The sequence below is a fragment of the Parafrankia elaeagni genome (assembly GCF_000374165.1).
Lineage (GTDB): Bacteria > Actinomycetota > Actinomycetes > Frankiales > Frankiaceae > Parafrankia > Parafrankia elaeagni.
Window position 1 is genome coordinate 91879 of record NZ_KB893719.1, and the last position, 21399, is coordinate 113277.

Here is a 21399-nt window from a genome sequence, read left to right on the forward strand (position 1 = left end):
CCTCCTCGTTCCGTCGAAGACGAAGCCCGGGTGCCGTCGGCACCTGACCGTCGACCGGTTCCAGTAACAGCATTTCCGCTCCGGTGGGCGGCCCGTTGCCCCTGTGTTCTCACCGCGCGAAGCCGGATTCGAGGCGCCACGATTCATGGCGACAGGATTCTGCGACGGTTTTCGTGCGGTGTCCGCGCGTGCCGAAACCCTGCGAACAGCCCAGGAGAAACCTGCCATGCCCGAGAACCCATCCGACACCCCCGTCGAGCGCCCGCTCACCGGAAGTGGTTCCGTCACCCGACGGAAGTTATTCGGCACGGCCGCGCTCGGCGCTGCCGTCGCCGGCGGCCTCGCCGCCGGCTCGGTCGCCTCGCCGGCGCGCGCCGCCGCCCCGGCAGCCGTCCCGACCAGCACCCAGCGGGAGCGGGCAGTCGTCATCGGCAGCGGCTTCGGCGGCGGCGTCACCGCGCTGCGGCTGGCCCAGGCCGGTGTCTCCACGCTGGTCCTCGAACGCGGCATCCGGTGGCCGACCGGCCCGAACGCCAACACCTTCTCCAGGTTCGCGAACATCGACAACCGCTCGTCCTGGCTGACCGACCACGCCGTCGTCGGTGGTGTCGTGAAGAACTGGGACCCGTATGTCGGCGTCATCGAGAGTGTTCCCGGCAACAACATGACGATCAACTGCGGCGCCGCGTACGGCGGCGGCTCGCTGATGTACCACGGCATGACCCTGCAGCCCACCAAACAGCATTTCGCCCAGTCGATTCCGGCGGCGGCGGGCCTCTACGACGAGCTGAACTTCTGGGCCTATCCACTGGTGGCCCGGATGCTCGGGATCTCCACCATTCCCAACGACATCCTGAACACGGACCCGTACAAGTCCTCCCGGCTGTTCCGGGACGTCGCCCCACAGGCCGGGCTGCAGTCCGTCCCGGTGCCGCTGCCGATCGACTGGAACTTCGTCCGCGGCGAGCTGGCGGGCCGTTACACGCCCACCTACACCACCAGTGACATCGCCTTCGGTGTCAACAACGGCGGGAAGCACTCGATCGACGTCACCTACCTGGCGGCCGCCGAGGCCACCAGGCGGGTCCGGGTCTCGACGCTGCACGTCGTCCGCGACATCTCGCTGGACCCGCTGAAGCGCTGGGTGCTCTCCGTGGACCGGATCGACACCGGCGGCGTCGTCCAGGAGCGCAAGACCATCATCGCCAACGCGGTGTTCCTCAACGCCGGCTCGGCGGGCACCACCCGGCTGCTGGTGAAGGCGAAGGCCAAGGGGCTGGTGCCGAACCTGCCCGACTCCATCGGCACCCAGTGGGGCAACAACGGCGACCGGATCTTCGCCTGGGTCGGCATGAACGGTGACCCGGGCACCGCGCAGGGCGGGCCGGCCTGTGTCGGCGGCCGGGACCCGCAGGCCACAATCCCCTACACGGTCATCCACGCGGGATCACCGGTGCCGACCAACGGCCAGAAGGTGATGACGGTCGTCGGTCTCGGCATCGTGAACCCCGTCGGCACCTGGGCGTACGACAGCGCCAAGGACGACGCCGTCCTGACCTGGCCGACCGGTGCCGATGCCGCCCTGCAGCAGCAGATCGCCGGCAAGATGCAGCAGCTCGCCCAGGTCGGCGGCGGCATGATGATCGACACCAACGCCCAGGCGCAGTCCACCTGGCACCCGCTCGGCGGAGTGCCGATGGGGTCGGCCGTCGACCTCTACGGCCGGGTGGCGGACCACCGCGGCCTCTACGTCCTCGACGGCTCACGGATCCCCGGCTCGACCGGCGCCTGCAACCCGTCCATGACGATCGCGGCGCTCGCCGAGCACAGCCTGGCCACCATCGTGCGTCAGGACGTCCTCCGCGTCTTCTGACGCCCGGACCGACACCGCGGCAGCACCGTCCGCCGACCTCGTCAGCGGACACCACTGCCAGCTGACACCGTCACCACCTGACACCGTCAGCTGGCGCTGCCCGCGGTCACCACCTCCTGGCCGCAGCCCCCGCGGTGCCGTACCGGTCGGTGCGGTGGCGGGGCCTCGTGCCGGGCATGGTTTCCCGAGAGGTTCCCGCGGCCAGGAGGTGGACATGACAGACGACTCCAGCGCCGGTTTCCCCGGCAACCCCGCCAGCGCCACCCTGCTCCTCGACGCGTTCGGCCGCATCCGGGACGTCGTCCACGAGGTGGTGGACGGGTTGGATCCGGCCGAGCTCAACCAGCGCCTCGACGGGCGGGCCAACTCGATCACCTGGCTGGTCTGGCATCTGAGCCGGGTCCAGGACGATCATGTCGCCGGCGTCGCCGCGGCCCCGCAGGTCTGGCACGCCGACGGGTGGGAGAGGCGGTTCGGGCTCGCCCTCGACACGGGCCCACAGGACGGGTATCGCTCGATCGGCTATGGGCACAGCTCCGCCGACGTGGACGCCGTCCAGGTCAGCGACCCGGCGCTGCTGCTCGGTTACCACGACGCCGTCCACGCGCAGACCGCCCGTTACGTCACCGGGCTGCGCGACGGGGACCTCGCGCGGGTCGTCGACACCGCCTGGGATCCCCCGGTGACCCTGGGGGTGCGGCTCGTCAGCGTGGTCTCCGACGACCTCCAGCACGCCGGCCAGGCCGCCTTCGCCCGCGGGCTCATCCGCCCCGCCTGACTTCTCGCGCCTGACTTCTCGCGCCTGGAGCCTCGCGCCTGGAGCCGGACATCAGCTCGGCCCGGTGGTGCCGGGTGGGCACTGGCGCGGCTCGTCCGCGGCCTTCGGCAGGACGACGTCGTGGGCCGTGGCGGTCAGCGACAGCCCGTCGGGGCCGCTGGACGCCTGCGCGATGACCAGGTCCAGCGGCAGCTGGCCGACCGGGATCGGCACGGACGGCAACAGCGAGCCCCCGGGAATCGGGATGGCGAAGTTGAGCGCCCCGCGCAGGGTGACCTCGCTCGGCACCATCGTGAGCAGGTTGTTGCGGACCTCGAAGGTGGTCACGCCACCGACCTCCTGCGCGCCGAGCAGCGGGATGTCGATCCGCCCGGAGATCTCGATCCGCCGCCCGCCCTCGACCGGGTTGACCTGGATCTCGCCGGGCAGCGTGGCCAGGTAGGCGTTCAGGTCCGCATAGTCGACGCGCACCCTCGCCCGGATGTCGTCGACCGGCACCGCGCCGATGCTCCCGGAGATCATGTCGCCGAACGGCACGTGGATGCCGGTGAGCCTGGCCTGCACCTCGGAGATCTGCGGCCCCGGGGTGGCGATCCCCTCGATGGTGAGGCTGATGTCGTCCAGCTTGCCGAGCAGGATCTGGGTGAGGAACGGGAAGCCCCCGATGCTGACGTCACGCACCGTCGGCGCGGGCGCGCCGCATTCCAGCGCTTCCAGGACACTCGTGCGGACCTGCCTGGCCATCTGGTCCTCGGCCTCGGCGACGGCGAGCCGGTCGCCGACGACGAGCAGCACCAGCAGAACTACCAGCGCGACCAGGGCGGCGATCCACCGCCTGCGCCGCCGCCGGCCGGCGGGAGGCGCACCCGCGGCGCCGGGAGCACCCGGACCACCGAAACCACCCGGGCCACCCGGGCCGCCGTCCGGGGCGACGCCCGCGCCCGCCGCCGGGACCACTCCCGGCGGCGCCCACCGCGGGTCCCCGGGCGGTGGCCCCCACTGACTGCCCGCAGCCGACCAGGGTGCGCCGCCGTCCCCGTGCGGCCCGTCTCCGGGCGGCCCGTCGTCGTAGCCGTCTGCTCTGCGGGTCGGCGGCACTTCGGCCCACGGCCGGGCACCGGGGACGTCCCCCGCGACCGGGCGGGCCCACTCCGAACGGTAGGTCTCCCCCGGGCCGGCGGCGGGCGGCGGTCCCGCGAAGCCGGGGACCTGCTGATGGCCCGTCTCCGGCTGGGGCTGTGTTTCAGGCTGGGGCTGTGTTTCAGGCTGGGGCACGGCTGCGCGTGGGAGGTACAGCGTCGACTCGTCGCCGGCCGGGCGCTGGCCTTCGCCCGGTTCCGCGGCCGCCGCTCGGCCCCGGTCGGCCGACGCCGGAGACCCTGGAGACCCTGCTTCGCCGCCGCCCTGATCCACCAAGACCATCTCCCGTTCCGTGCCGGTCCTGGTGACCCGGTGCCCGCCCGAGCTTCGTCCGCCCGAGCCTACTGCCGCACCGGCCCGCCCCCGAGGAGCAGGGAACGACGTGTGGTCGCGCAATGCAGACCATTCCGGCATCCTTCGGCCACGGAATCCAGGGAAACGCTGACCGAGACCGGCCCCGGTCCACCCGCCCGGAGCTGGTCACCGAAGGTCCCGGAGGATGCCTCGGCCTCACTTCCTAGATGAATCTCGCCCAGGAGAGCGGGGCCGGTGCGGTGTGGGCGAGCGCGTCGAGGGTCTGCGTGGACACCGCGGCCGTCATGAATCCGGTGATGGCGTCGAGAAGGTCCATCAGGTGCACCTCGAAGGGCAGCACCGGCTGGTCGGCCGCATGTGCGCGCTGGCGTTCGGCGGTCGCCTCCACGACGAGGGACATCGCCTGCGCGATCCGGTTCGTGCGCAGCGGCTCGGCGATATGGGAGAGGTACGTCGCGAGCTGTTCCTGGAATTCTCGCGACGAGGTGCGCATCGGCTCCGGCATGCACGCGAAGATGTCGCGACGACCGTACTGCTTCAGCATGGCCACGAAAGTCAGGTAGTAACTGTCCGCTACCTCACTGTGCTCCATCAGGGGGCGCACCTGGCATTCGACCAGGACGCGCAGATCGCTCGTGCCGCGTTCAGCCATCAGGTCCAGCCGGCGCCGATGGAGCCACGGCAGCCGATATTCGAAGATCGCCTGGATCAGCCGGTCCTTGGAGCCGAAGTGATACTGCACCGCCGAGTTGTTCCCGTTGCCGGCGGCGGCACCTATCTGCCGCAGCGAGATCCCCTCGATACCGTGTACCGCGAACAGGCGCTCGGCAGCCAGGAGGATCTGCTTCTTACTCGACGTGGTCGCTACCGGCATGCGCCGGATACAAGCATCATGCCGACATGCCGGTCAAGCGCTCGCGGAGGGCGCCGGCCCCGGTACGGAGCCGGCGCGCACCAATTACCGCTTGCGACCGACGCCGCAGGATTCCAGTGGCGCGAACGGACCGTCCGGCTCCGGGTTGTTGCGCCAGTACGGCGGCGAGACGATTCCGGGCTCGACAAGCTCGAGGCCGTCAAAGAAAACCCTGATCTGGTCGACGGTACGATAGTGGTATCCATTTCCGTCCGTGGTGACCACGTTGAGGTCGTCGACACCGAGATCCTGGTCCTTGCTCGCCGCGGGGCCCGGCGACGGGTCGGACGTCCGGTCGTCCGACCCGTCCTCGAGGACCAGGAAACTGCCGGCGGGCAGTGCGGCCACGAGCCGCCGCGCGATGGAGTAGGCCTCGTCGAGATCGGCGATGAGACCCATGATCGACATCAGCATCAGGCCGATCGGCCGGGTGAAGTCCAGCGTCTCGGCGGCGAACTCCAGGATGCGATCCGGGTCGCGGGCGTCGGCCTCGAGATAGGTGGTGACGCCCTCGGGGGTGCCGGCCAGCAGCGCCCTGGCATGGATGAGCACCATGGGGTCGTTGTCGACGTAGACAACCCGCGACTCCGGCGCTATCCGCTGGGCGACCTGGTGGGTGTTGTTCTCGACCGGCAGGCCGGTGCCGACGTCCAGGAACTGGCGCACGCCCTCCTCGGCCACCAGGTAGGTGATGGCCCGCGCGAGAAACGCCCGCGACGACCGGGCGACGTCCACCATCTGCGGGAAGAGCGCGATGGTCCGGTCGCCGTGCGCGCGGTCGACCGGAAAGTTGTCCTTGCCGCCCAGGTAGTAGTTCCAGACCCGGGCCGAGTGCGGCCGAGTGGTGTCGAAGGTCGGGGGTGGGTACGGCTGGTTGTCGGTCACGGTTGTCTGGGCTCCCCTTCGAGGCCGAATCGCCAGAGATCGCAGAGCGGGGCGGCCGCCGGCGCGGTGCCCGGGCTCCGCGCCCGGGCACCGCGCCGGCGGGCCGGTCAGCTCAGCGAGATGGAGCGGTCGATGAACTCGCTGGTGATGATGTCCTGGGGCTTCAGGCCCGGGGCCGGAGGTGTTCCCGCCTCGGTGAGGCCCGGGGTGAGCCGCCCGATCAGGCTCTCGACCCGCTCGCTGTCGAAGCTGCCGAAGGTGCCGTCGCTGCCGTTCGCGACCAGGCCGAGCTCGCGCTGCCTGGTGTTCCCGTCGGCGAGCAGGCCGGTGGACAGCTCGTAGCCGGCGGTGTCCAGCTTCGAGGTCACCTCGATCATCAGCTCGTTGGCCGGTTCCGGGTCGGCGAGGTAGTCGACCATCGCCTGCTGGAACAGCGGGACGAGCTTCGACAGGCACTCCCGGTTCGTCGCCACCTTGTCCTTGCGGACGGCCAGCACGTTGGCGTAGGCCGGGTACTCGTCCCCGACCAGCACGTACTTCACCGGCTTGGCCCACTCCCGGACGTCGTGCTCGAGCCGGTACGGCTCGTCGGTGACGAAGCCGGCCTGCACGATCCCGCCGTCCTCGGCGACGAACCGGCTGATGTCCCCGGTGTAGGAGTTGTCGATCTGGGACCGCTGGAACAGGCCCTCGCCGACCAGGGCGTTCAGGTAGGACTCGTCCCCGACCAGCACCGTCTTCCCGGACCGGCCGATGTCGGCGAGGGTGGTGAAGTCCAGGGCCGGGTCACCCCAGAAGAACATCAGCGGCGACTTCGCATAGGGGGCGAGCACGCCGACCGACGGGTGCTCGGCGGAGTTGCGGATCACCTCGTCCAGGTCGAGGTAGCCGAGCAGGATGTCGTCGTCCTTCTCGAACAGCGCGGTGACCGGGTCGAAACCGACGGCCGGCCCCCCGGACCGGATCTCCAGGTTGACGCCGGTGGCGCCGAGCGGCCCGGACACCGTGAACGCACCTGCGTCGATCTTCGGGTCGGGCCCGAGCAGCTGGTAGGTCGAGCCGTAGTCGACCTCCGGCCACCAGCTGGTCTGGACGACGACGGTGTCCGGGCACACCCCTTCCAGCGGGGTGGTGTAGTTCGCCCCGGCAGCGGCTCCGGCGGCGGTGGCGGCCGGTTCCGTATCTGACTCGGAGTCACCGCACCCGGTCAGGCCGAGGGCCAGGCCCGCGGCGCAGGCCCAGGCCGCCACCGAACGAAGTCTCGTCACGTGCTCTGCTCTCCTCGGCACAGGGAAGGACAGGAACGACAGGCAGGAACAGCCGGGCGCGAGCCCCGGGGCGGTGGGTCGCCACAGTGACAGGCCCCCCCTTTTTCTGTCACCTGCCAAATCGGGCGCCAGCCTCCCACGCCCGCGGAATTCACCCGCAACCAGGTACCTTCACCGCAGGCGGGTGCGGATAGGGTTCCGGCGTGCCCGACGGCGAAGCCCCCGATCCAGCCACGCCGGGAGCACCTCCCGCTGTCCGCATCAGCGAGCGCTGGGGCCCACCTGGCGCAGGTGGGGCGCGCACCGCCCGTCGGGCGCTCGGAATCCGGGCGCTCGGAATCCGGGCCGGGCGGGCGGTGCTGCCACCCCTGGGCGTGTTCGCGGTGGTGACCGGCGTCTGGTACGCGGTCAGCTACTGGTTCCTCGCCCCCCGGCGCCGGTTCCTGCTCCCACCACCGCACGAGATCGTGGCCGAGGGCTTCCTGGACAGCCGCACCGCCGACGAGATCCTCACGGCGCTGGCGGGGACGGCCAAGGTCGCCCTGGTCGGGCTCGCGATCGCCGCGGCCATCGGCATCGCCGCGGCGATCCTGATGGCGCAGGCACGCTGGATCGAGAACTCCTTCTACCCGTGGGCCATCCTCCTGCAGACCATCCCGGTGCTGGCGATCGTCCCGCTCATCGGTTTCTGGCTTGGCTACGGCTTCTGGTCCCGCACCGTGGTCTGTGTCGTGATCTCGATGTTTCCCATGATCACGAACACCCTGTTCGGCATCCAGTCCGTGGACGCCGGCCACCACGACCTGTTCACGCTGCGCCGGGTCGGCCGATGGCGCCGGCTGGTGCACCTGGAGCTGCCCAGCGCCCTGCCCGCGGTCTTCGCCGGCCTGCGCATCTCGGCCGGGCTCGCGGTCATCGGCGCGATCGTCGGCGACTTCTTCTTCCGCCGTGGGGATGTGGGCATCGGCGCCCTCATCGACAACTACACCCGCGACCTGTCGTCCGCGCCGCTGTTCGCCGCCATCATCTCCTCGGCTCTGTTCGGGCTGGTGGTCTTCTGGCTGTTCGGTCTCGCCGCACGGCTGGTCGTCGGTTCCTGGCACGACTCCGCACGCGGCTGAACCGGCCGCGGCGCCGTAACCGGCACCAACGCCGACAGCACCTCGCGGAGCAGCTCGAAGCCGTTCTCGCTGAGCACCGACTCGGGGTGGAACTGGAGACCGGCGAAGGTCGGCCCGCGCAGCGCGTGCACCGCGCGGACCCTGGGACCGCCCGGCTGCGGCGCCGGATCGTCGGCGACGTCCAGGCAGACCTCGACGGTGCCGAACGGCGTGCTGAGCTCGCGCTGTGCGGAGACGGCGGTGAACGTCGAGTAGAACCCGACCCGGCGCGGGCGGCCGAAGAAGTCGATCTCCCGGGCCAGTCCCTGGGAGGTCTCCTCGCGCCGGTGCAGGCCCAGCCCGAGGAGATCGGCGAGCAGCTGGTGCCCGAGACAGACCGCCAGCAGGGGCCGCCGCCGGCTCAGCGCCCCGGCCATGAGCGACCGCAGGGCCGTCATCCGCGGATCGTCGCGCACGGTCGGGTCGCCGGGGCCCGGGCCGGCGACCAGCAGGTCGAACCCGGCGGTGTCCCGGGCGTCTCCCGCATCCCGCCAGTCCCGCACCGTCACCGCGAGGCCGAGGCCGCGCAACTGGTGGGCGAGCATGCCGCTGAAGGCGTCCTCGCCGTCCACTACCAGTGCGGATCTGCCGCCGAGTGGGGCAGGCGCGGGCACGCCGGCCTGCCTGTCCAGCAGCCAGAACCGGGCCAGCCGCCCGGTGCGCGCGGCGAGCGCGGCCACCACCAGCGGATCGTCTCCGAACGTGGCCGGCGGGACAGCTCCTGCCAGCTCCCCGCCGCCCGAACCACGGCTTGCCGAACCGTCCGACGGCGGCAGCAGGCCCAGCGCCGCGAGGATCCCGGCCGCCTTGGTGTGTGTCTCCGCCGTCTCCCCCGCCGGTGTCGAGTGGCGCACCAGGGTGGCACCGACCGACACGCGCAGCTCGCCGGCTGGGGAGATCTCCGCGGTGCGGATCAGGATCGGCGCGTCCAGCGTCTGCCCGCCGGACTCGTCGGTGCCGAACAGGGCGAGCACTCCGCTGTAGTACCGCCGCCCGCGCCGCTCGTGCCGGGCGATCACCCTGGCCGCGTTCTCCAGCGGGCTGCCCGTGACCGTCGGCGCGAACATCGTCTCCCGCAGGACGTCCCGCACGTCGAGCCGGCCCCGCCCGACCAGCAGGTACTCGGTGTGGACGAGGCTCGACATCTCCTTCAGGTACGGGCCGAGCACCTGGCCGCCCCGGTCGGCGACCCGGGCCATCATCTTCAGCTCCTCGTCGAGCACCATGTGCAGCTCGTCGATCTCCTTGCGGTCGGCCAGGAAGGCGAGCAGCGCCTCGCGGTCCGGGCCGGTGGGCGGCAGCCGGTGGGTGCCCGAGATCGGGTTCATCATGACCAGCCCGCCCTCGACGCTGACGTGGCGTTCGGGGGTCGCCCCGACCAGCAGCCGGGTGCCCGTGTGGACGACGAACGTCCAGTAGGTGCCTCGCTCGCCGGTGAGCAGCCGGCGCAGCACCGCGAGGGCCGCGGTGACCGGTGGGCCGGCGATCGAGGCGGTGTAGGTGCGGTGGATGACGAAGTTCGACCCCTCACCCCGCCCGATCTCGTCGCGCAGCACCGCCTCCACCGTGCGCGCGTACTGCTCGTCACCCGGGTCGAAGGCGCCGCCCGCGCAGACGACGTCCTGGTCGGGAAGGGCCCGCAGCGCGGCGGACAGGCCGACCCGTTCCCAGGCGTCGACGCGCAGGCACTCCAGCGGGGTGCCGTCGTCGACACAGGTGAAGCCACGTTCGGCGAGCTGCCGGTAGGGGACGAGCGCCAGCACGCGGGGTCCGGCGGGCCCCGGCGGCAGGTCGATGTCGGCGATCCGGCCAGCGGTCTCGACCGTCCCGACGAGCACGTCGAGGTGGTCGGCCCCGTCCCGCCGGATCAGCGCGAACGGGCCGGGATCGGTTCCCGCGGCGAGGGCCGCGAGCAGGTCGGGCAGCAGATTCATGATTGTTTCCTCGGGGCCGGGAGCCGCCGGGACCGGACGGCCCGCCCGAGCCGAGGAAACGAGGACGGCCGCCGGAAGGGGCGGCCGCGTGATGGGGCTACGCGCGAAGGAGGTGGGCCGCCACCGGGGCGGGCCACCAGAAGTTCCTCAACGCGTGCATGCGGTCACTGTAGCCGGTCACGATCGACCGTGGCGGCGGGGCCGGCAGCCGGGCCCCGGCCTGCCGGCCCCGCATACGGACGCAGAAAGAGCTCCGGGCCAGCCCACCATGGTGGGCTGGCCCGGAGCTGTGGAGCAGGAGTGGATACCGAAGGGCCCGGCCACCGGGCGCCGAAGCCATGCCGATCGGCGCTGGAGGTCCGGGGCCCGGGCGCGCCGTCAGGTCGAGACGGTTTCCTTCGCCGTGGGATGGGGTGCCGCCGGATCCGGAGTCTCCTCGGTGGCCTCGGTGGCTTCGGCCTCCTCGACCGCCGGCCCGGCCTCCTCGACCGGCAGCGCCGCCGCCCCGACCGCGGTGCCCGCCGCCGGGGTCGCGGCGCTGCCGGGCTCGGCGAAGCGGTCACCGAGCAGGGCCAGGTCATAGGACTGGCGGGCCATCCAGAACCGCAGGAAGCCGGTCAGCGAGTAGCGCAGGAACAGCGCCGCGCCGATGACCGCGGCGGTGATCCCGCCGAGGCCGAGCGCGAGCGCGTCGCGCTGGACGAGCGGGTCGCGGGTGCCGTGCGACGTCGCGTACGCGGTGATGGCGAGCGCGGCGCCCGCCGCCATCAGCACCACGCCGAGGCGCACCCACAGGCGCGGCCGGCCGGCCGCCGGATCGGGGATCTTCAACTCCCCGAGCTCGCGGACGAAGCGGTCCGCGCGCGAGTCAGTCGTCATGTGGAACTCCCCAGGTAGAGGGCGGATAGTTCGGCGCGCAGCTCGCTGTCGGGGGCGCCCTCTCGTTCGACGCGACCGCGCACCATGACCGCCGCGTGGTCGGCGATACCGAGAACGGCGGCCGCGAACTGTTCCACGACCAGGACGCCGACACCCTGGCGGGCGATCTCGGCGACCTGCTCGTAGAGGCGTCCGACGACCAGGGGGGCCAGCCCCATCGAGAGCTCGTCGAGCAGCAGCACGGCCGGATCCGTCGCGAGGCCGCGGGCCAGCGCGAGCATCTGCTGCTCACCGCCGGACATGCTCCCGGCCGCCTGGTTGGCCCGCTTCGCGAGAATCGGGAACCGCTCGAAGGCGACGGCCTCGATCTCGGCGCGGCTGTGACCGGTGAAGGTCATCATCAGCAGGTTGTCGCGGACGGACAGGTTGGGGAACACCCCCCGGCCCTCGGGGATCAGACAGACCCCCGCGCGGGCCAGGTCGCGGGGGTTCGCCCCGGTCATGTCCCGCCCGCCCAGCATCAGCTGGCCGGACTGGACGGGGTGGGTGCCGGCGGCGACGCCCAGCGTCGTCGTCTTGCCGGCGCCGTTCGGCCCGAGCAGCGCCACCACCTGGCCGGCGGAGACGCTGATGCTCACACCGTGCAGGACGGTGATCTTGCCGTAGGCGGCCCGGACGTCACGCAGCTCCAGGAGAGGTGTCACGCCGCATCCCCCAGGTAGGCCGCCAGGACCTGCTCGTTGCGCCGGATCTCCGCCGGCGGCCCGGAGGCGATCACCTTGCCGAGGTCGAGCACGTGCAGGTCGTCGCACACGCTCATGACCAGATCCATGTCGTGCTCGACGATGAGCACGGTGGTCCCCTCGGCGGCGAGCGAGCGGAGCAGGTCCGCGAACCGCTCGGTCTCCTCGGGGTCCTGGCCGGCGGCCGGCTCGTCCAGCAGCAGCAGTTTGGGCTGCGCCGCCAGTGCCCGTGCCACCTCGACGAGCCGGGCCGCGCCGGTCGACAGGGTGTCGGCCGAGGTGTCCGCGAGCCGGGTCAGGCCGAGCCGGTCGAGGATCTGCTCGACCAGCTCGGCCGCGTGCCGGCGGTTCGAACCCAGTTCGGCGGCGACCAGCAGGTTGTCCCGGACGGTCAGCCGGCCGAACAGCTCGAGCCGCTGGAACGTCCGGGCCAGCCCGTGCCGGCTTCGCCGTGTCGGGCCGAGGCGGGTGACCTCCCGGCCCTCGATGAACACCTGCCCGGACGACGGCCGGCGCAGGCCCGTGATGACATCGAACAGGGTGCTCTTGCCCGCCCCGTTGGGTCCGATGAGGCCGGTGATCCTTCCCTGCTCGGCGGAGATGGCGACGTCGCTGAGCGCGCGCACCCCGCCGAAGGCGACGGTCACCTCCCTAACCTCCAGCAATGCCACGAGCCAGCACCTCCTCGTCCTCCCGGCGCCACTCCCGCCGCACGCCCCACCATTCGACGGGGACGTCGGTGTCGGTGGACCTGGCCACCCGGGCCTGCTCCAGGGCGGTCGCCGCGGCCTGCGCGGCGACGATCAGGAACAGGGCCAGGCCGAATGTCAGCCAGCCGTCCAGGACGTCCTGCAACTGCAGGACCCACAGTCCCGCGAGGGCGACGACGAGGCCCCCCAGCACGGGCTTGTTCCGGCCCAGCGGCTCGTACCCGGAACGGATCTCGGGGACGGCGCCGTCCGGGTTCCTGGCCAGCCCCAGCCCGGCGAGCGCCGGCAGCACCGAGGTGATGTTCTGCGCGAACGCCCCCGCGGCGGAGATCACCGGGAAGGACCCGCCGACGGCCACACCGGTGAACAGGCCGTTGCCGACGGCGGTGAGCCCGCCGACGACGGCCACCAGGAACAGCGGCAGCCCGGCGACGAGGCCGAACTGCTCGGCGGTGACCGAGCGCTGCTGCATGCCGTACAGCGCCCCACCCAGGCCCGCGATGCCCGCGGACAGCGCGAAGACCGCGACCTTCGACAGCAGCAGGTTGCCGCCGAGCGTCGCGTAGGCCGCCTCGCTGTCGCGCAGCGCGATGAGCTGACGGCCGAACCGGCCGCGCCGCAGCATCGCGATCGCCAGCGAGCCGAGAGCCAGCCAGACGGCGGCGAACACCATCAGCTCGGAGCCATCGTCGAGGCGCCAGCCGAACAGCGACGGCCCGGCGACGTCGACGGTGCCGCCCTCGAACAGCGAGATCCTCAGGCCCAACACCTCGAAGGAGGGCAGGGTGAAGATCCACCGGTCGAGGATGACAGCGAAGGCGGTGGTGCCCAGCGCGAGGTACACGCCGGACAGCCGCAGCGCGGGCAGCGCGATCAGCGCCCCCGCCGCGCCGGCGATCGCGACCGCGAGCGGCAGCGCCCACAGCTGGCCGTCGGCACCCGCGTGCGCCCACACGGCCGCACCGATGCCGGCCATGCTCAGCTGGCACAGGGAGATCTGCCCCGCGTAGCCCGCGAGCGGGACGTAGGACAGCGCGATCACACCGAACGAGAAGATCTGCCCGTAGGTGATCAGATCTCCCTCGCCGAGCAGCGAGGCGAGCACCAGCCCGAAGAGCACCACGCTGCCGGCGAACAGCAGTGTCCCCTGCAGCGACGGGGTCGGCACGGGACGTGCCTTCGTGTCCCGCCCGCGCAGCCGCCGGTGCGGGAACACCAGCAGCGACAGGAACAGCAGCAGCGCCGGCGCGGCGAGCCGCAGGCCGGGCAGGTAGTCGTTCTGCGGCAGGTACCCGGTCAGGTAGCTCTCCAGGCACCCGACGACCACCGCGCCGAGGAAGGTCAGCGGCAGGCTGCGCAGTCGCCCGAAGATCGCCGCCGTGTAGGCGCTCACGATCAGCAGCGACAGCTGGGAGGCGTCCAGGGAGACGGCCGGCGCGATGAGGATGCCGCCGACCGCCGCCAGCTGGGTGCCGAGGATCCAGGCGACCTGGTTGGACCGCACCGGGTTGGCTCCGGTGAGGCCCACCAGGGCCCGGTCGTCGACGCTGGCCCGCATCTCGGCGCCGATGCGGGTCCCGTACAGCAGGATCCGCAGGCCGATCGCCACGGCCACCGCCACGATCATGGTCAGTGCCTGGTGCCAGGTGATCGTGGCGGGCCCGATGTCGATCGCGTCGGTGTTCTCGAAGAACCTCGGCAGCGACCGGGCCTCGTTCGGGTCCCAGATCCACCGGGCGGCCGCGATGAGACCGCTCAGCATCGCCACGGTCATCACCAGGCGCTCGGCGTCACCCAGGCCCTGGATCGGCCGGAGCACCACGCGTTCGACCAGCAGGCCGAACGCGGGTGCGAGAACGACCAGGACCAGGACCAGCGCGAGCGGTACCGGCAGCCCCCAGCCCTCGGTGAGCTGCCAGTACGCGAACGCCGCCATCATGCCGGCCGCACCGTGCGCGAAGTTGAACACGCCGGTGGTGGTGTAGGTGAGCACCAGGCCACTGCCGATGATGGCGTAGATGGCCGCGGTGCTCAGACCCACGATCCCGAAGGTGAACAGCTGCTCCATGGCTACTGGAGATCGCTCAGGCTCTTGCCGACACTGGCCAGGGTGAGCGGGGAACCGTAGTCACCCGTGTACCGGACCTCGGGGGCGTCGCAGCGGAACGCACCCTCGTCGGGCTCGAAGTCCGCGATCTCCCAGCCGTCCGGCGTCGCCTGCACCACGTTGAAGCACTTCAGCGGCGCGTCGGCCTCGGTGATGTCGACCTCGGCCTGCAGCCCGCCGGCAGTCCAGTCGGTCTGCTCACGCGCGGTCTCGTACAGGCACCTGCGGGTGAGGTCGTCGCCGCACTCGGAGGCCGAGGTGGCGAACAGCAGCCAGGCGGAGAAGGCCCGCAGCGCCGGGAAGGTGATCTCGGCGTCCGGCGCGTACTCCTCGTACAGCTCCTCGACCTGCACCAGCGCGGGGATGTCGCCGGCGGCCTCGAGCGGTGCCACGCCACTGAGATCGGCGTAGTTGGGCTGGAAGTCGACGGCGTCGCCGACCAGCTCACCGAACGCCGTGCCGTAGGCGTTGCTGTTCGCGTCGATCCAGTCGAGCTTGTAGTCGATCGACTTCAGGACCTGCTCCAGCTTCGCCAGGCTGCGGAAGTCACCCTGGAAGGTCAGGCCCTTGACGCCCTTGCTCTTGAGGGCCTGGGCGTAGGGGGTCCAGTCGGACACCCCCGCGGCCGGGTAGAGGTCCTGGTAGACGACCGTGCCGCCGGACTTCTGCACCGCCTCGGCGGTCTGGTCGCCGATCACCTTGGTCACCGGCGAGTCACCGGCGATGATGCCGACCGCGCTCGCGGAGCCCGGGTGGGCCTCCTTGAGCAGCCAGTTGTAGTAGCCCGCGTAGCGGGCGAAGGAGTGCCCGGCGCCGATCGCGTCGATCTGCAGGTCCGAACCGAGGTTCTCGACCTGGCTGGTCTGCGCGGGGATGTCGGGGAGCAGGCACTTGAGCCGCTCCTCGACGCCGGCGGCGTCGAGGGCGGAGCCGCCGCCGACGATGGCGAAGTCCTCACGGCAGGACTCGATCATCCGCTGCCGGGTCTCGAAGATCTTCGAGTCCCGCAGGTTGTACTTGATCTCGCGGCCGTTGATGCCGCCCGCGGCGTTGCACCACTCGGTGAAGACCTTGGCCGCGTCGTCGAACTCCGAGTTCTTGGTGAAGCCGACGTCGCTGAAGGTACCGACGCTGATCTCGCTCGCGGTCACGCCCTGGGCGGGCGATCCCTGCGGGTCACCGGGACCACAGACGTCGCGCAGGGTCCCGAAGTCGCCGGCCGCCGCTTCCGCCGCCGCTGTCGCCGGGGTGTCCTCAGCTCCTAATTCGCCGCCGCCACTCCTGCCGCACCCAGCAGCGAACACGGTCACCGCTGCGACAGCAGCGACGGCCGCGACAGTTCTACGCGGTCTCACGCATTTCCTCCTTGTTGCTGTCCCGACCCTGCCTCCACCGGACACGAGGGACGCGAGGACGTGGTCCGGGCTGCCTGGCACGGCCCCACCGGGGACGCACCGCGCGCCTGGACGAAGGTCTGGTCGGGCTGGGCGTGCTGGAGCAACCGAGCGGCTGCCGGCGACGGACAAGCGGGCACCACGGGCCACGACCCACCACGCCCCGGTGGCCGACGGCACAGCTCGGCCCGGAGACAGGCAGGTTGTGGCGCCCGGCCGGGGAGGTCAGTGCCGGCAGGGGACAGCGATCAGCCGGCTGTGCCGGCGTTTCGGGCGCCCTTGCCCGAGAACGTCAGCCGTGCCATCAGCACCAACTCGGCTCGATCATTTCGCAAGTGCCACTTGCAGTTTCCGGAAGGGATCTTCTCGGCTTGAGGAAACTATCGACTCTTCCCGCGAGAATCAAACGCCATTCAGACCGCCGGAACGCGGGTCGACACACTCCAGCCGCTACCGCACACAAGGAACAGACAACGCAACGTGACCGGCCGGCCGGCCGGTCAGTTCTGCTCGCACGGCCGCCGGAGAACGCCGTACAACCGGGCCACCACGCAAGCCGATCGGCAAGCTACCGGACGCATCCGCAACGCCGCCCCGCGGGGTCCGGGAGCGGCGGTGCACCCGTCGGCCATGATCGCGAGATCTTGGCTCACCACACGGCAGATCCGTCCATCTGCCCAGGTGGGAGGCTGGCCGAGCGCCGGCACGGGCCGGCGGCCGCATCCGGCCCGGGCCGCCGCACCCTTCACGGAGAGTGGCCCCGCCGGCCGCCACGCGCGCACCTGAGGTGATCCACCCCACGCGCCTGGCGCCAGGACCGGCCGGCGCACGCCGATCCGCGGCCCCAGCGAGGCCACCCACCGCAACGTGCCACATTTCACACCCGGTATGGCGGGGAGATCAGCTGCTCGCAGCCGGTCCGGCGGGGCGACCGGCCCGGCCGGACCGGCAGCGCCGTTCTCCACCGGCGGTGAACGGCCGTTGACGAATGCGGCGGAGGAAGATTCTGTGTGATGGGCACCACTGGCCGCCTGGCACCGGCCGCCGCGGGCCCACGACGCCGAGGGAGCAGCACAACCGATGACAGCGAGCGCGCCGGAGAGCAGTGACGTCTACTACGACCCCTACGACTTCGAGATCGACTCCGACCCGTACCCCGTCTGGAAGGCGTTACGGGACACCGCGCCGCTGTACTACAACGCCAGGTACGACTTCTTCGCGGTGAGTCGCTTCGACGATGTCGAGAAGGCCTTCGGCGACTGGGACACCTACCGCTCCGGCCGTGGGTCGGTCCTGGAGCTCATCCGCTCCGGATTCACCTTCCCGCCCGGCAACATCCTCTTCGAGGACCCGCCCGTCCACGACGTCCACCGCGGCATCCTGGCCCGGGTCTTCACCCCGCGGAAGATGCTGGCGCTCGAGGCTGATGTCCGTGTCTTCTGCGCCCGTTCCCTGGACCCGCTGGTCGGCTCCGGCGGCTTCGACTTCATCGCCGACCTGGGCGCCCAGATGCCGATGCGGACGATCGGCATGCTGCTCGGCATCCCCGAGGAGGACCAGGAGGGCATCCGCGACATCATCGACGCGGGCCTCACTCTCGAGGAGGACGCGCCGAAGCCGCTGGACCAGGACGTGCTGGCGCGCACCGAGGCGATGTTCGCCGACTACCTCGACTGGCGGGCCCGCAACCCGTCCGACGACCTGATGACGGAGCTGCTCACCGCCGAGTTCACCGACGAGACCGGTACCACCCGGCGGCTGACCCGCACCGAGGTTCTCGTCTACGTCAACATGCTGGCGGCCGCGGGCAACGAGACGACCACCCGGCTCATCGGGTGGACCGGCAAGGTCCTCGCCGAGCATCCCGACCAGCTGCGCCAGGTCGCGCGGGACCGCTCCCTCGTCCCCGACGTCATCGAGGAGGTGCTCCGCTTCGAGGCCCCCTCCCCCATCCAGGCCCGCCACGTCGCCCGCGATGTCGAGGTGCACGGCCGGACCGTGCCGGCGGGCAGCGTGATGGTGCTGCTGAACGGCTCCGCCAACCGCGACGAACGGCAGTTCCCCGACGGCGGCACCTTCGACATCCACCGGTCCTTCAGCCGGCACCTGAGCTTCGGCCGTGGCCTGCACTTCTGCCTGGGCGCCGCCCTCGCCCGCCTGGAGGCGCGGGTCGCCCTCGACGAGGTGCTGCGCCGGTGGCCGCACTGGGAGATCGACTACGACAACGCCGTGCAGGCCCGGACATCCACCGTCCGCGGCTGGGCGAAGCTCCCGGTGCGCGCCTCCGCCGGCTGACGGCAGGCAGCCGCCCCGGTCGGCCAGCCGGTCAGGTCGCCGGCCGGCCGGCCGGGGCGGGGCGGGGGAAGCACGGGAGGACCTCGCCGGCGAGGAGCTCCAGCGTCTCGGTGCTGGCCCGGTCATGCGTGATGAAGACGAACGAGGTGAAGCCGGCGTCCACGAGCTCGGCGATCCGGTCGGTGACCCGCGCCGGGGTGCCGGTGAAGCCGCCCGCGTCCAGCCCGTAGCCCGGCTGCCCGTACCGGCGCCGGGCCAGCGCGACGGCCTCGTCCACCTGCCCCGCCCCGGCGATCGCGAGAACCCCCTCCACCGAGCGGCGCAGGGACGCCGGATCGCGGCCGATGCGCTCGCACTCGGCGTCCATCGCCCGGTTCAGCTCGTCGAGGCGGTCCAGGGCGTAGGTCGGGACGTTCCAGACGTCGGCGTAACGCGCCACCAGCGGAAGGGTCCGCTTCGGCCCGGCACCGCCGATGTGCACCGGCGGCCGCGGCCGCTGCACCGGCTGCGGGACGTTCGGCAGGTCGTGGACGTCGTAGTACCGGCCGGAATAGGTCGTCACCGGCTGCTCGAACATCTGCGTGATGATGTCGAGTGCCTCCGCGAGCCGGTCGGCACGCTCCCCCGGGGTTCCCCAGGGCAGGCCGGCCTCCCGGTGTTCCTGTTCGTAGGAACCGCTGCCGATACCGAACTCCAGTCGCCCGCCGGAGATGACGTCCAGCGTGGTGGCCATCTTCGCGAGCAGCGCCGGATGGCGGAAGGTGTTGCAGGTGACCAGATGCCCCAGCCGCAGGCGCGATGTGCGGGCGAGCAGGGCCGTCGCCAGCGTCCAGCCCTCGAACGAGGGCGCCGCCGGCGCACCGGGCGTGTACAGATGATCGAACAGCCAGAACGAGTCCAGCCCGAGGCGCTCGCATTCGAGGGCCCGGCCGACCATGGACTCGAACTCCAGCGCGACCTGCGGCAGATAGATCCCGAACTCGACACCGCCCGCGCCCCGGGAGCGCGTCCCCGCTGATCCGCCCACGGAAGCAGTCATGGCCGGGAGCCTAGTTTCCGGGCTGCCCAGGCGAGTCAGGATCAGCCCGGAGCAGGTCGGAATCGGGACAGTGGCGCATGTCCTCCACATCGGGCACAGGTGGCAAAGTGGGTGCTATGTCAACGCCACCAGGCTGGTACGACGATCCATCAGGCGCACCCGGCTCGCGCTGGTGGGACGGCAACCAGTGGACGGACCACACGCAGCCCGGCTCCCCGCCGCCCCCGCCGCAGCACGGGCAGCCGCCGGGCGGCTGGGGCGGCCCGCAGGGTTACCAGCCCCCGCCGATCCAGACCAGCCACACGCCGGACCGGATCCAGCGCCAGGTCCAGGAACGCGCCGGCGTGCACGTGCCGGCGCAGGGCGGCGGCTCGCTGTTCAGCGAGCCGGTTCTGGTGGTGAACCAGAAGACGAAGCTGATCGAGCTGACGAACGAGTACGCGGTCTTCAACCAGCAGGGCACCCAGATCGGCTCGGTCGTCCAGGTCGGCCAGAGCGCGCTGAAGAAGGTCGCCCGGTTCCTCTGGTCACTCGACCAGTTCTTCACCCATCGGCTCGAGGTGCGGGACGCCGCCGGGGTCCCGCAGCTGCTCCTGACCAGGCCGAGGAAGTTCCTCAAGTCCAAGGTGATCGTGGCACTGCCGGACGGTCGGGAGGTCGGCCGCATCGTCCAGCAGAACGTCTTCGGCAAGATCAGCTTCAGCATCGAAGCGGACGGCAACCGCCTCGGCATGCTCAAGGCCGAGAACTGGCGGGCGTGGAACTTCTCGATCGTCGACCACACCGACGCCGAGATCGCCCGGGTGACCAAGACCTGGGAAGGTCTCGCCCGGACCCTGTTCACCACCGCCGACAACTACGTGGTTCAGCTGCACCGGCCACTGCCCCAGCCAATGCTCAGCCTCGTCGTCGCCTCGGCACTCACCATCGACACCGCGCTGAAGCAGGACTCCCGGGGCTTCGGATGAGGATGGTCGGCGGCGGCGGCAGGCCCGCGGCCCCGGGCCCGACACCGACACCGATGGCGATGGCGATGCCAGCCTCGATCGAACATGTGTTTGCTATCGTCGGCTGGTGGGCGTAGCACCGTTCCAGGCCTCGCTGCTCGACACGCTGTCCGAACCGCAGGCCGGCAGGCGCGCGGGCGTCGAGCTCGGGCCACTGCGCGTCGGCCTGCACCGCCGCATGCTGGCCGGCGGTGCCTGGGTCGACGTGCGGCGCGGCTGGGTGGCCGGGGCGGACTCGCTGTTCGAACGGCTGCGCGCGCAGGTTCCCTGGCGCGCCGAACGGCGTCCGATGTACGACCGGACGGTTACCGTGCCCCGGCTGCTGTCCTTCTACGCGCGCGGCGAGCCGTTGCCCGACCCTGCGCTCGACGCCGCCAGGCAGGCGCTCGACGCGCACTACGCCGCCGAGCTGGGCGAGCCGTTCACCACCGTCGGCCTGGCGCTGTACCGGGACGGTCGCGACAGTGTCGCCTGGCACGGAGATCGGATCGGCCGTGGCTCCACCCACGACACGATGGTCGCGATCGTCGTTCTCGGCGCTCCCCGGGCGCTGCTGCTGCGGCCTCGCGCCGGCGGGCCCGCGGAGAGCGGGAGCGGGAGCGCGGTCACGATCCGCCACGAACTCGGTCACGGCGACCTGCTGGTCATGGGCGGCAGCTGCCAGCGCACCTGGGAGCATGCGGTGCCGAAGACCGCCCGCCCGGTCGGCCCCCGCCTCAGTGTCCAGTTCCGGCCCCACAACGTCCTGTGACAGGTTCATCGGCCGTCGCGGCACGCGAGAGTACCGGGGGCTAGCCCGTGGCTCCAACCCCGATTCTCGCCGTCGGCCTGGCGCTCTGGCTCGCGCACGCGGCGCGCCGCGTGTCGGGGCGGCCTCCGGGCTGGCCCGCCTGGGCTTGCATGTTCGGTCCCCCGGCGGCGATAGGGTACTGTATTCTCTGCCTTTTTTCCGCCCCGAG

General features: G+C 71.5%; 16 protein-coding genes and 1 pseudogene. 6 read left to right on the plus strand and 11 right to left on the minus strand.

Features of this window, described 5'->3' with window-relative positions:
- Positions 1 to 226: 226 nt before the first annotated feature.
- Together B207_RS0113110 and B207_RS0113115 are read left to right on the plus strand one after the other, a co-directional pair.
- A complete protein-coding gene (locus tag B207_RS0113110) occupies positions 227 to 1873 on the plus strand; it encodes a GMC oxidoreductase (RefSeq protein WP_018637003.1) in 1647 nt (548 codons plus the stop codon).
- Between the two features lie 214 nt (positions 1874 to 2087).
- Complete coding sequence (locus B207_RS0113115) at positions 2088 to 2651, plus strand: mycothiol transferase (protein ID WP_018637004.1); 564 nt, start codon at positions 2088 to 2090, stop codon at positions 2649 to 2651.
- A 51-nt stretch (positions 2652 to 2702) separates the two neighbouring features.
- On the opposite strand, the gene B207_RS0113120 is transcribed toward B207_RS0113115, so the two are convergent.
- From B207_RS0113120 to B207_RS0113140, 4 genes are all read right to left on the minus strand, one after another.
- Complete coding sequence (locus B207_RS0113120; protein ID WP_084692125.1) at positions 2703 to 4073, minus strand: LmeA family phospholipid-binding protein; 1371 nt, start codon at positions 4071 to 4073, stop codon at positions 2703 to 2705.
- Positions 4074 to 4308: 235 nt separating this feature from the next.
- Complete coding sequence (locus tag B207_RS0113130) at positions 4309 to 4980, minus strand: TetR/AcrR family transcriptional regulator (protein WP_018637006.1); 672 nt, start codon at positions 4978 to 4980, stop codon at positions 4309 to 4311.
- Positions 4981 to 5064: 84 nt separating this feature from the next.
- Complete coding sequence (locus B207_RS0113135; RefSeq protein WP_018637007.1) at positions 5065 to 5904, minus strand: SAM-dependent methyltransferase; 840 nt, start codon at positions 5902 to 5904, stop codon at positions 5065 to 5067.
- Positions 5905 to 6011: 107 nt separating this feature from the next.
- Entirely contained in the window at positions 6012 to 7172 is a 1161-nt protein-coding gene (locus B207_RS0113140; protein WP_154675319.1) for a substrate-binding domain-containing protein, read from the minus strand.
- Positions 7173 to 7765: 593 nt separating this feature from the next.
- Between B207_RS0113140 and B207_RS42835 the strand changes: the two are divergent.
- Positions 7766 to 8194 (plus strand): annotated as a pseudogene (locus tag B207_RS42835) (ABC transporter permease); the annotation flags it as partial.
- Here the strand turns inward: B207_RS42835 and B207_RS0113150 are convergent.
- The 6 genes from B207_RS0113150 to B207_RS0113180 all read right to left on the minus strand — a co-directional run bounded on the left by B207_RS0113150 (position 8155) and on the right by B207_RS0113180 (position 16060).
- Complete coding sequence (locus B207_RS0113150; RefSeq protein ID WP_018637010.1) at positions 8155 to 10266, minus strand: anthranilate synthase family protein; 2112 nt, start codon at positions 10264 to 10266, stop codon at positions 8155 to 8157. The pseudogene B207_RS42835 and the gene B207_RS0113150 overlap by 40 nt on opposite strands.
- 378 nt (positions 10267 to 10644) lie before the next feature.
- Positions 10645 to 11145: a hypothetical protein gene (locus tag B207_RS0113160; RefSeq protein ID WP_018637012.1), complete on the minus strand. Its 501-nt coding sequence runs from the start codon at positions 11143 to 11145 to the stop codon at positions 10645 to 10647.
- The gene (locus tag B207_RS0113165; protein WP_018637013.1) at positions 11142 to 11849 is read right to left on the minus strand and encodes an ABC transporter ATP-binding protein; all 708 of its coding nucleotides are present in this window, start codon (positions 11847 to 11849) and stop codon (positions 11142 to 11144) included. Before B207_RS0113165 ends, B207_RS0113160 begins: the two co-directional genes overlap by 4 nt.
- Positions 11846 to 12535: an ABC transporter ATP-binding protein gene (locus B207_RS0113170; RefSeq protein WP_018637014.1), complete on the minus strand. Its 690-nt coding sequence runs from the start codon at positions 12533 to 12535 to the stop codon at positions 11846 to 11848. The genes B207_RS0113165 and B207_RS0113170 overlap by 4 nt, the downstream gene beginning before the upstream one ends.
- 4 nt (positions 12536 to 12539) lie before the next feature.
- Positions 12540 to 14666: a branched-chain amino acid ABC transporter permease gene (locus tag B207_RS0113175; protein ID WP_018637015.1), complete on the minus strand. Its 2127-nt coding sequence runs from the start codon at positions 14664 to 14666 to the stop codon at positions 12540 to 12542.
- Between the two features lie 2 nt (positions 14667 to 14668).
- The gene (locus tag B207_RS0113180; protein ID WP_026311017.1) at positions 14669 to 16060 is read right to left on the minus strand and encodes an ABC transporter substrate-binding protein; all 1392 of its coding nucleotides are present in this window, start codon (positions 16058 to 16060) and stop codon (positions 14669 to 14671) included.
- Between the two features lie 1119 nt (positions 16061 to 17179).
- Between B207_RS0113180 and B207_RS0113185 the strand changes: the two genes are divergently transcribed.
- Positions 17180 to 18394, plus strand: a complete 1215-nt coding sequence (locus B207_RS0113185) for a cytochrome P450 (RefSeq protein WP_018637017.1) — start codon at positions 17180 to 17182, stop codon at positions 18392 to 18394.
- Positions 18395 to 18425: 31 nt separating this feature from the next.
- On the opposite strand, the gene B207_RS0113190 is transcribed toward B207_RS0113185, so the two are convergent.
- Positions 18426 to 19433 carry a TIGR03560 family F420-dependent LLM class oxidoreductase gene (locus tag B207_RS0113190; protein ID WP_051102511.1) on the minus strand — a complete coding sequence of 336 codons (1008 nt, stop codon included), beginning with the start codon at positions 19431 to 19433 and terminating at the stop codon, positions 18426 to 18428.
- A 116-nt stretch (positions 19434 to 19549) separates the two neighbouring features.
- Here B207_RS0113190 and B207_RS0113195 point away from each other — a divergent pair, with 116 nt between their 5' ends.
- Entirely contained in the window at positions 19550 to 20401 is an 852-nt protein-coding gene (locus B207_RS0113195) for a phospholipid scramblase-related protein (protein WP_018637019.1), read from the plus strand.
- A gap of 106 nt (positions 20402 to 20507) precedes the next feature.
- Positions 20508 to 21191 (plus strand): alpha-ketoglutarate-dependent dioxygenase AlkB, encoded by a 684-nt coding sequence (locus B207_RS0113200; protein WP_018637020.1) that lies wholly within the window; start codon positions 20508 to 20510, stop codon positions 21189 to 21191.
- The last annotated feature ends 208 nt before the right edge of the window (positions 21192 to 21399 follow it).

Excerpts from the sequence above, each read along its gene's own strand:
- B207_RS0113175 (WP_018637015.1), bottom strand. The coding sequence starts at position 14,666 with ATGGAGCAGCTGTTCACCTTCGGGATCGTGGGTCTGAGCACCGCGGCC.
- B207_RS0113120 (WP_084692125.1), bottom strand. The coding sequence starts at position 4,073 with ATGGTCTTGGTGGATCAGGGCGGCGGCGAAGCAGGGTCTCCAGGGTCT.
- B207_RS0113115 (WP_018637004.1), top strand. The coding sequence starts at position 2,088 with ATGACAGACGACTCCAGCGCCGGTTTCCCCGGCAACCCCGCCAGCGCC.
- B207_RS0113185 (WP_018637017.1), top strand. The coding sequence starts at position 17,180 with ATGACAGCGAGCGCGCCGGAGAGCAGTGACGTCTACTACGACCCCTAC.
- B207_RS0113150 (WP_018637010.1), bottom strand. The coding sequence starts at position 10,266 with ATGAATCTGCTGCCCGACCTGCTCGCGGCCCTCGCCGCGGGAACCGAT.
- B207_RS0113160 (WP_018637012.1), bottom strand. The coding sequence starts at position 11,145 with ATGACGACTGACTCGCGCGCGGACCGCTTCGTCCGCGAGCTCGGGGAG.
- B207_RS0113195 (WP_018637019.1), top strand. The coding sequence starts at position 19,550 with ATGTCAACGCCACCAGGCTGGTACGACGATCCATCAGGCGCACCCGGC.
- B207_RS0113110 (WP_018637003.1), top strand. The coding sequence starts at position 227 with ATGCCCGAGAACCCATCCGACACCCCCGTCGAGCGCCCGCTCACCGGA.
- B207_RS0113190 (WP_051102511.1), bottom strand. The coding sequence starts at position 19,433 with ATGACTGCTTCCGTGGGCGGATCAGCGGGGACGCGCTCCCGGGGCGCG.
- B207_RS0113130 (WP_018637006.1), bottom strand. The coding sequence starts at position 4,980 with ATGCCGGTAGCGACCACGTCGAGTAAGAAGCAGATCCTCCTGGCTGCC.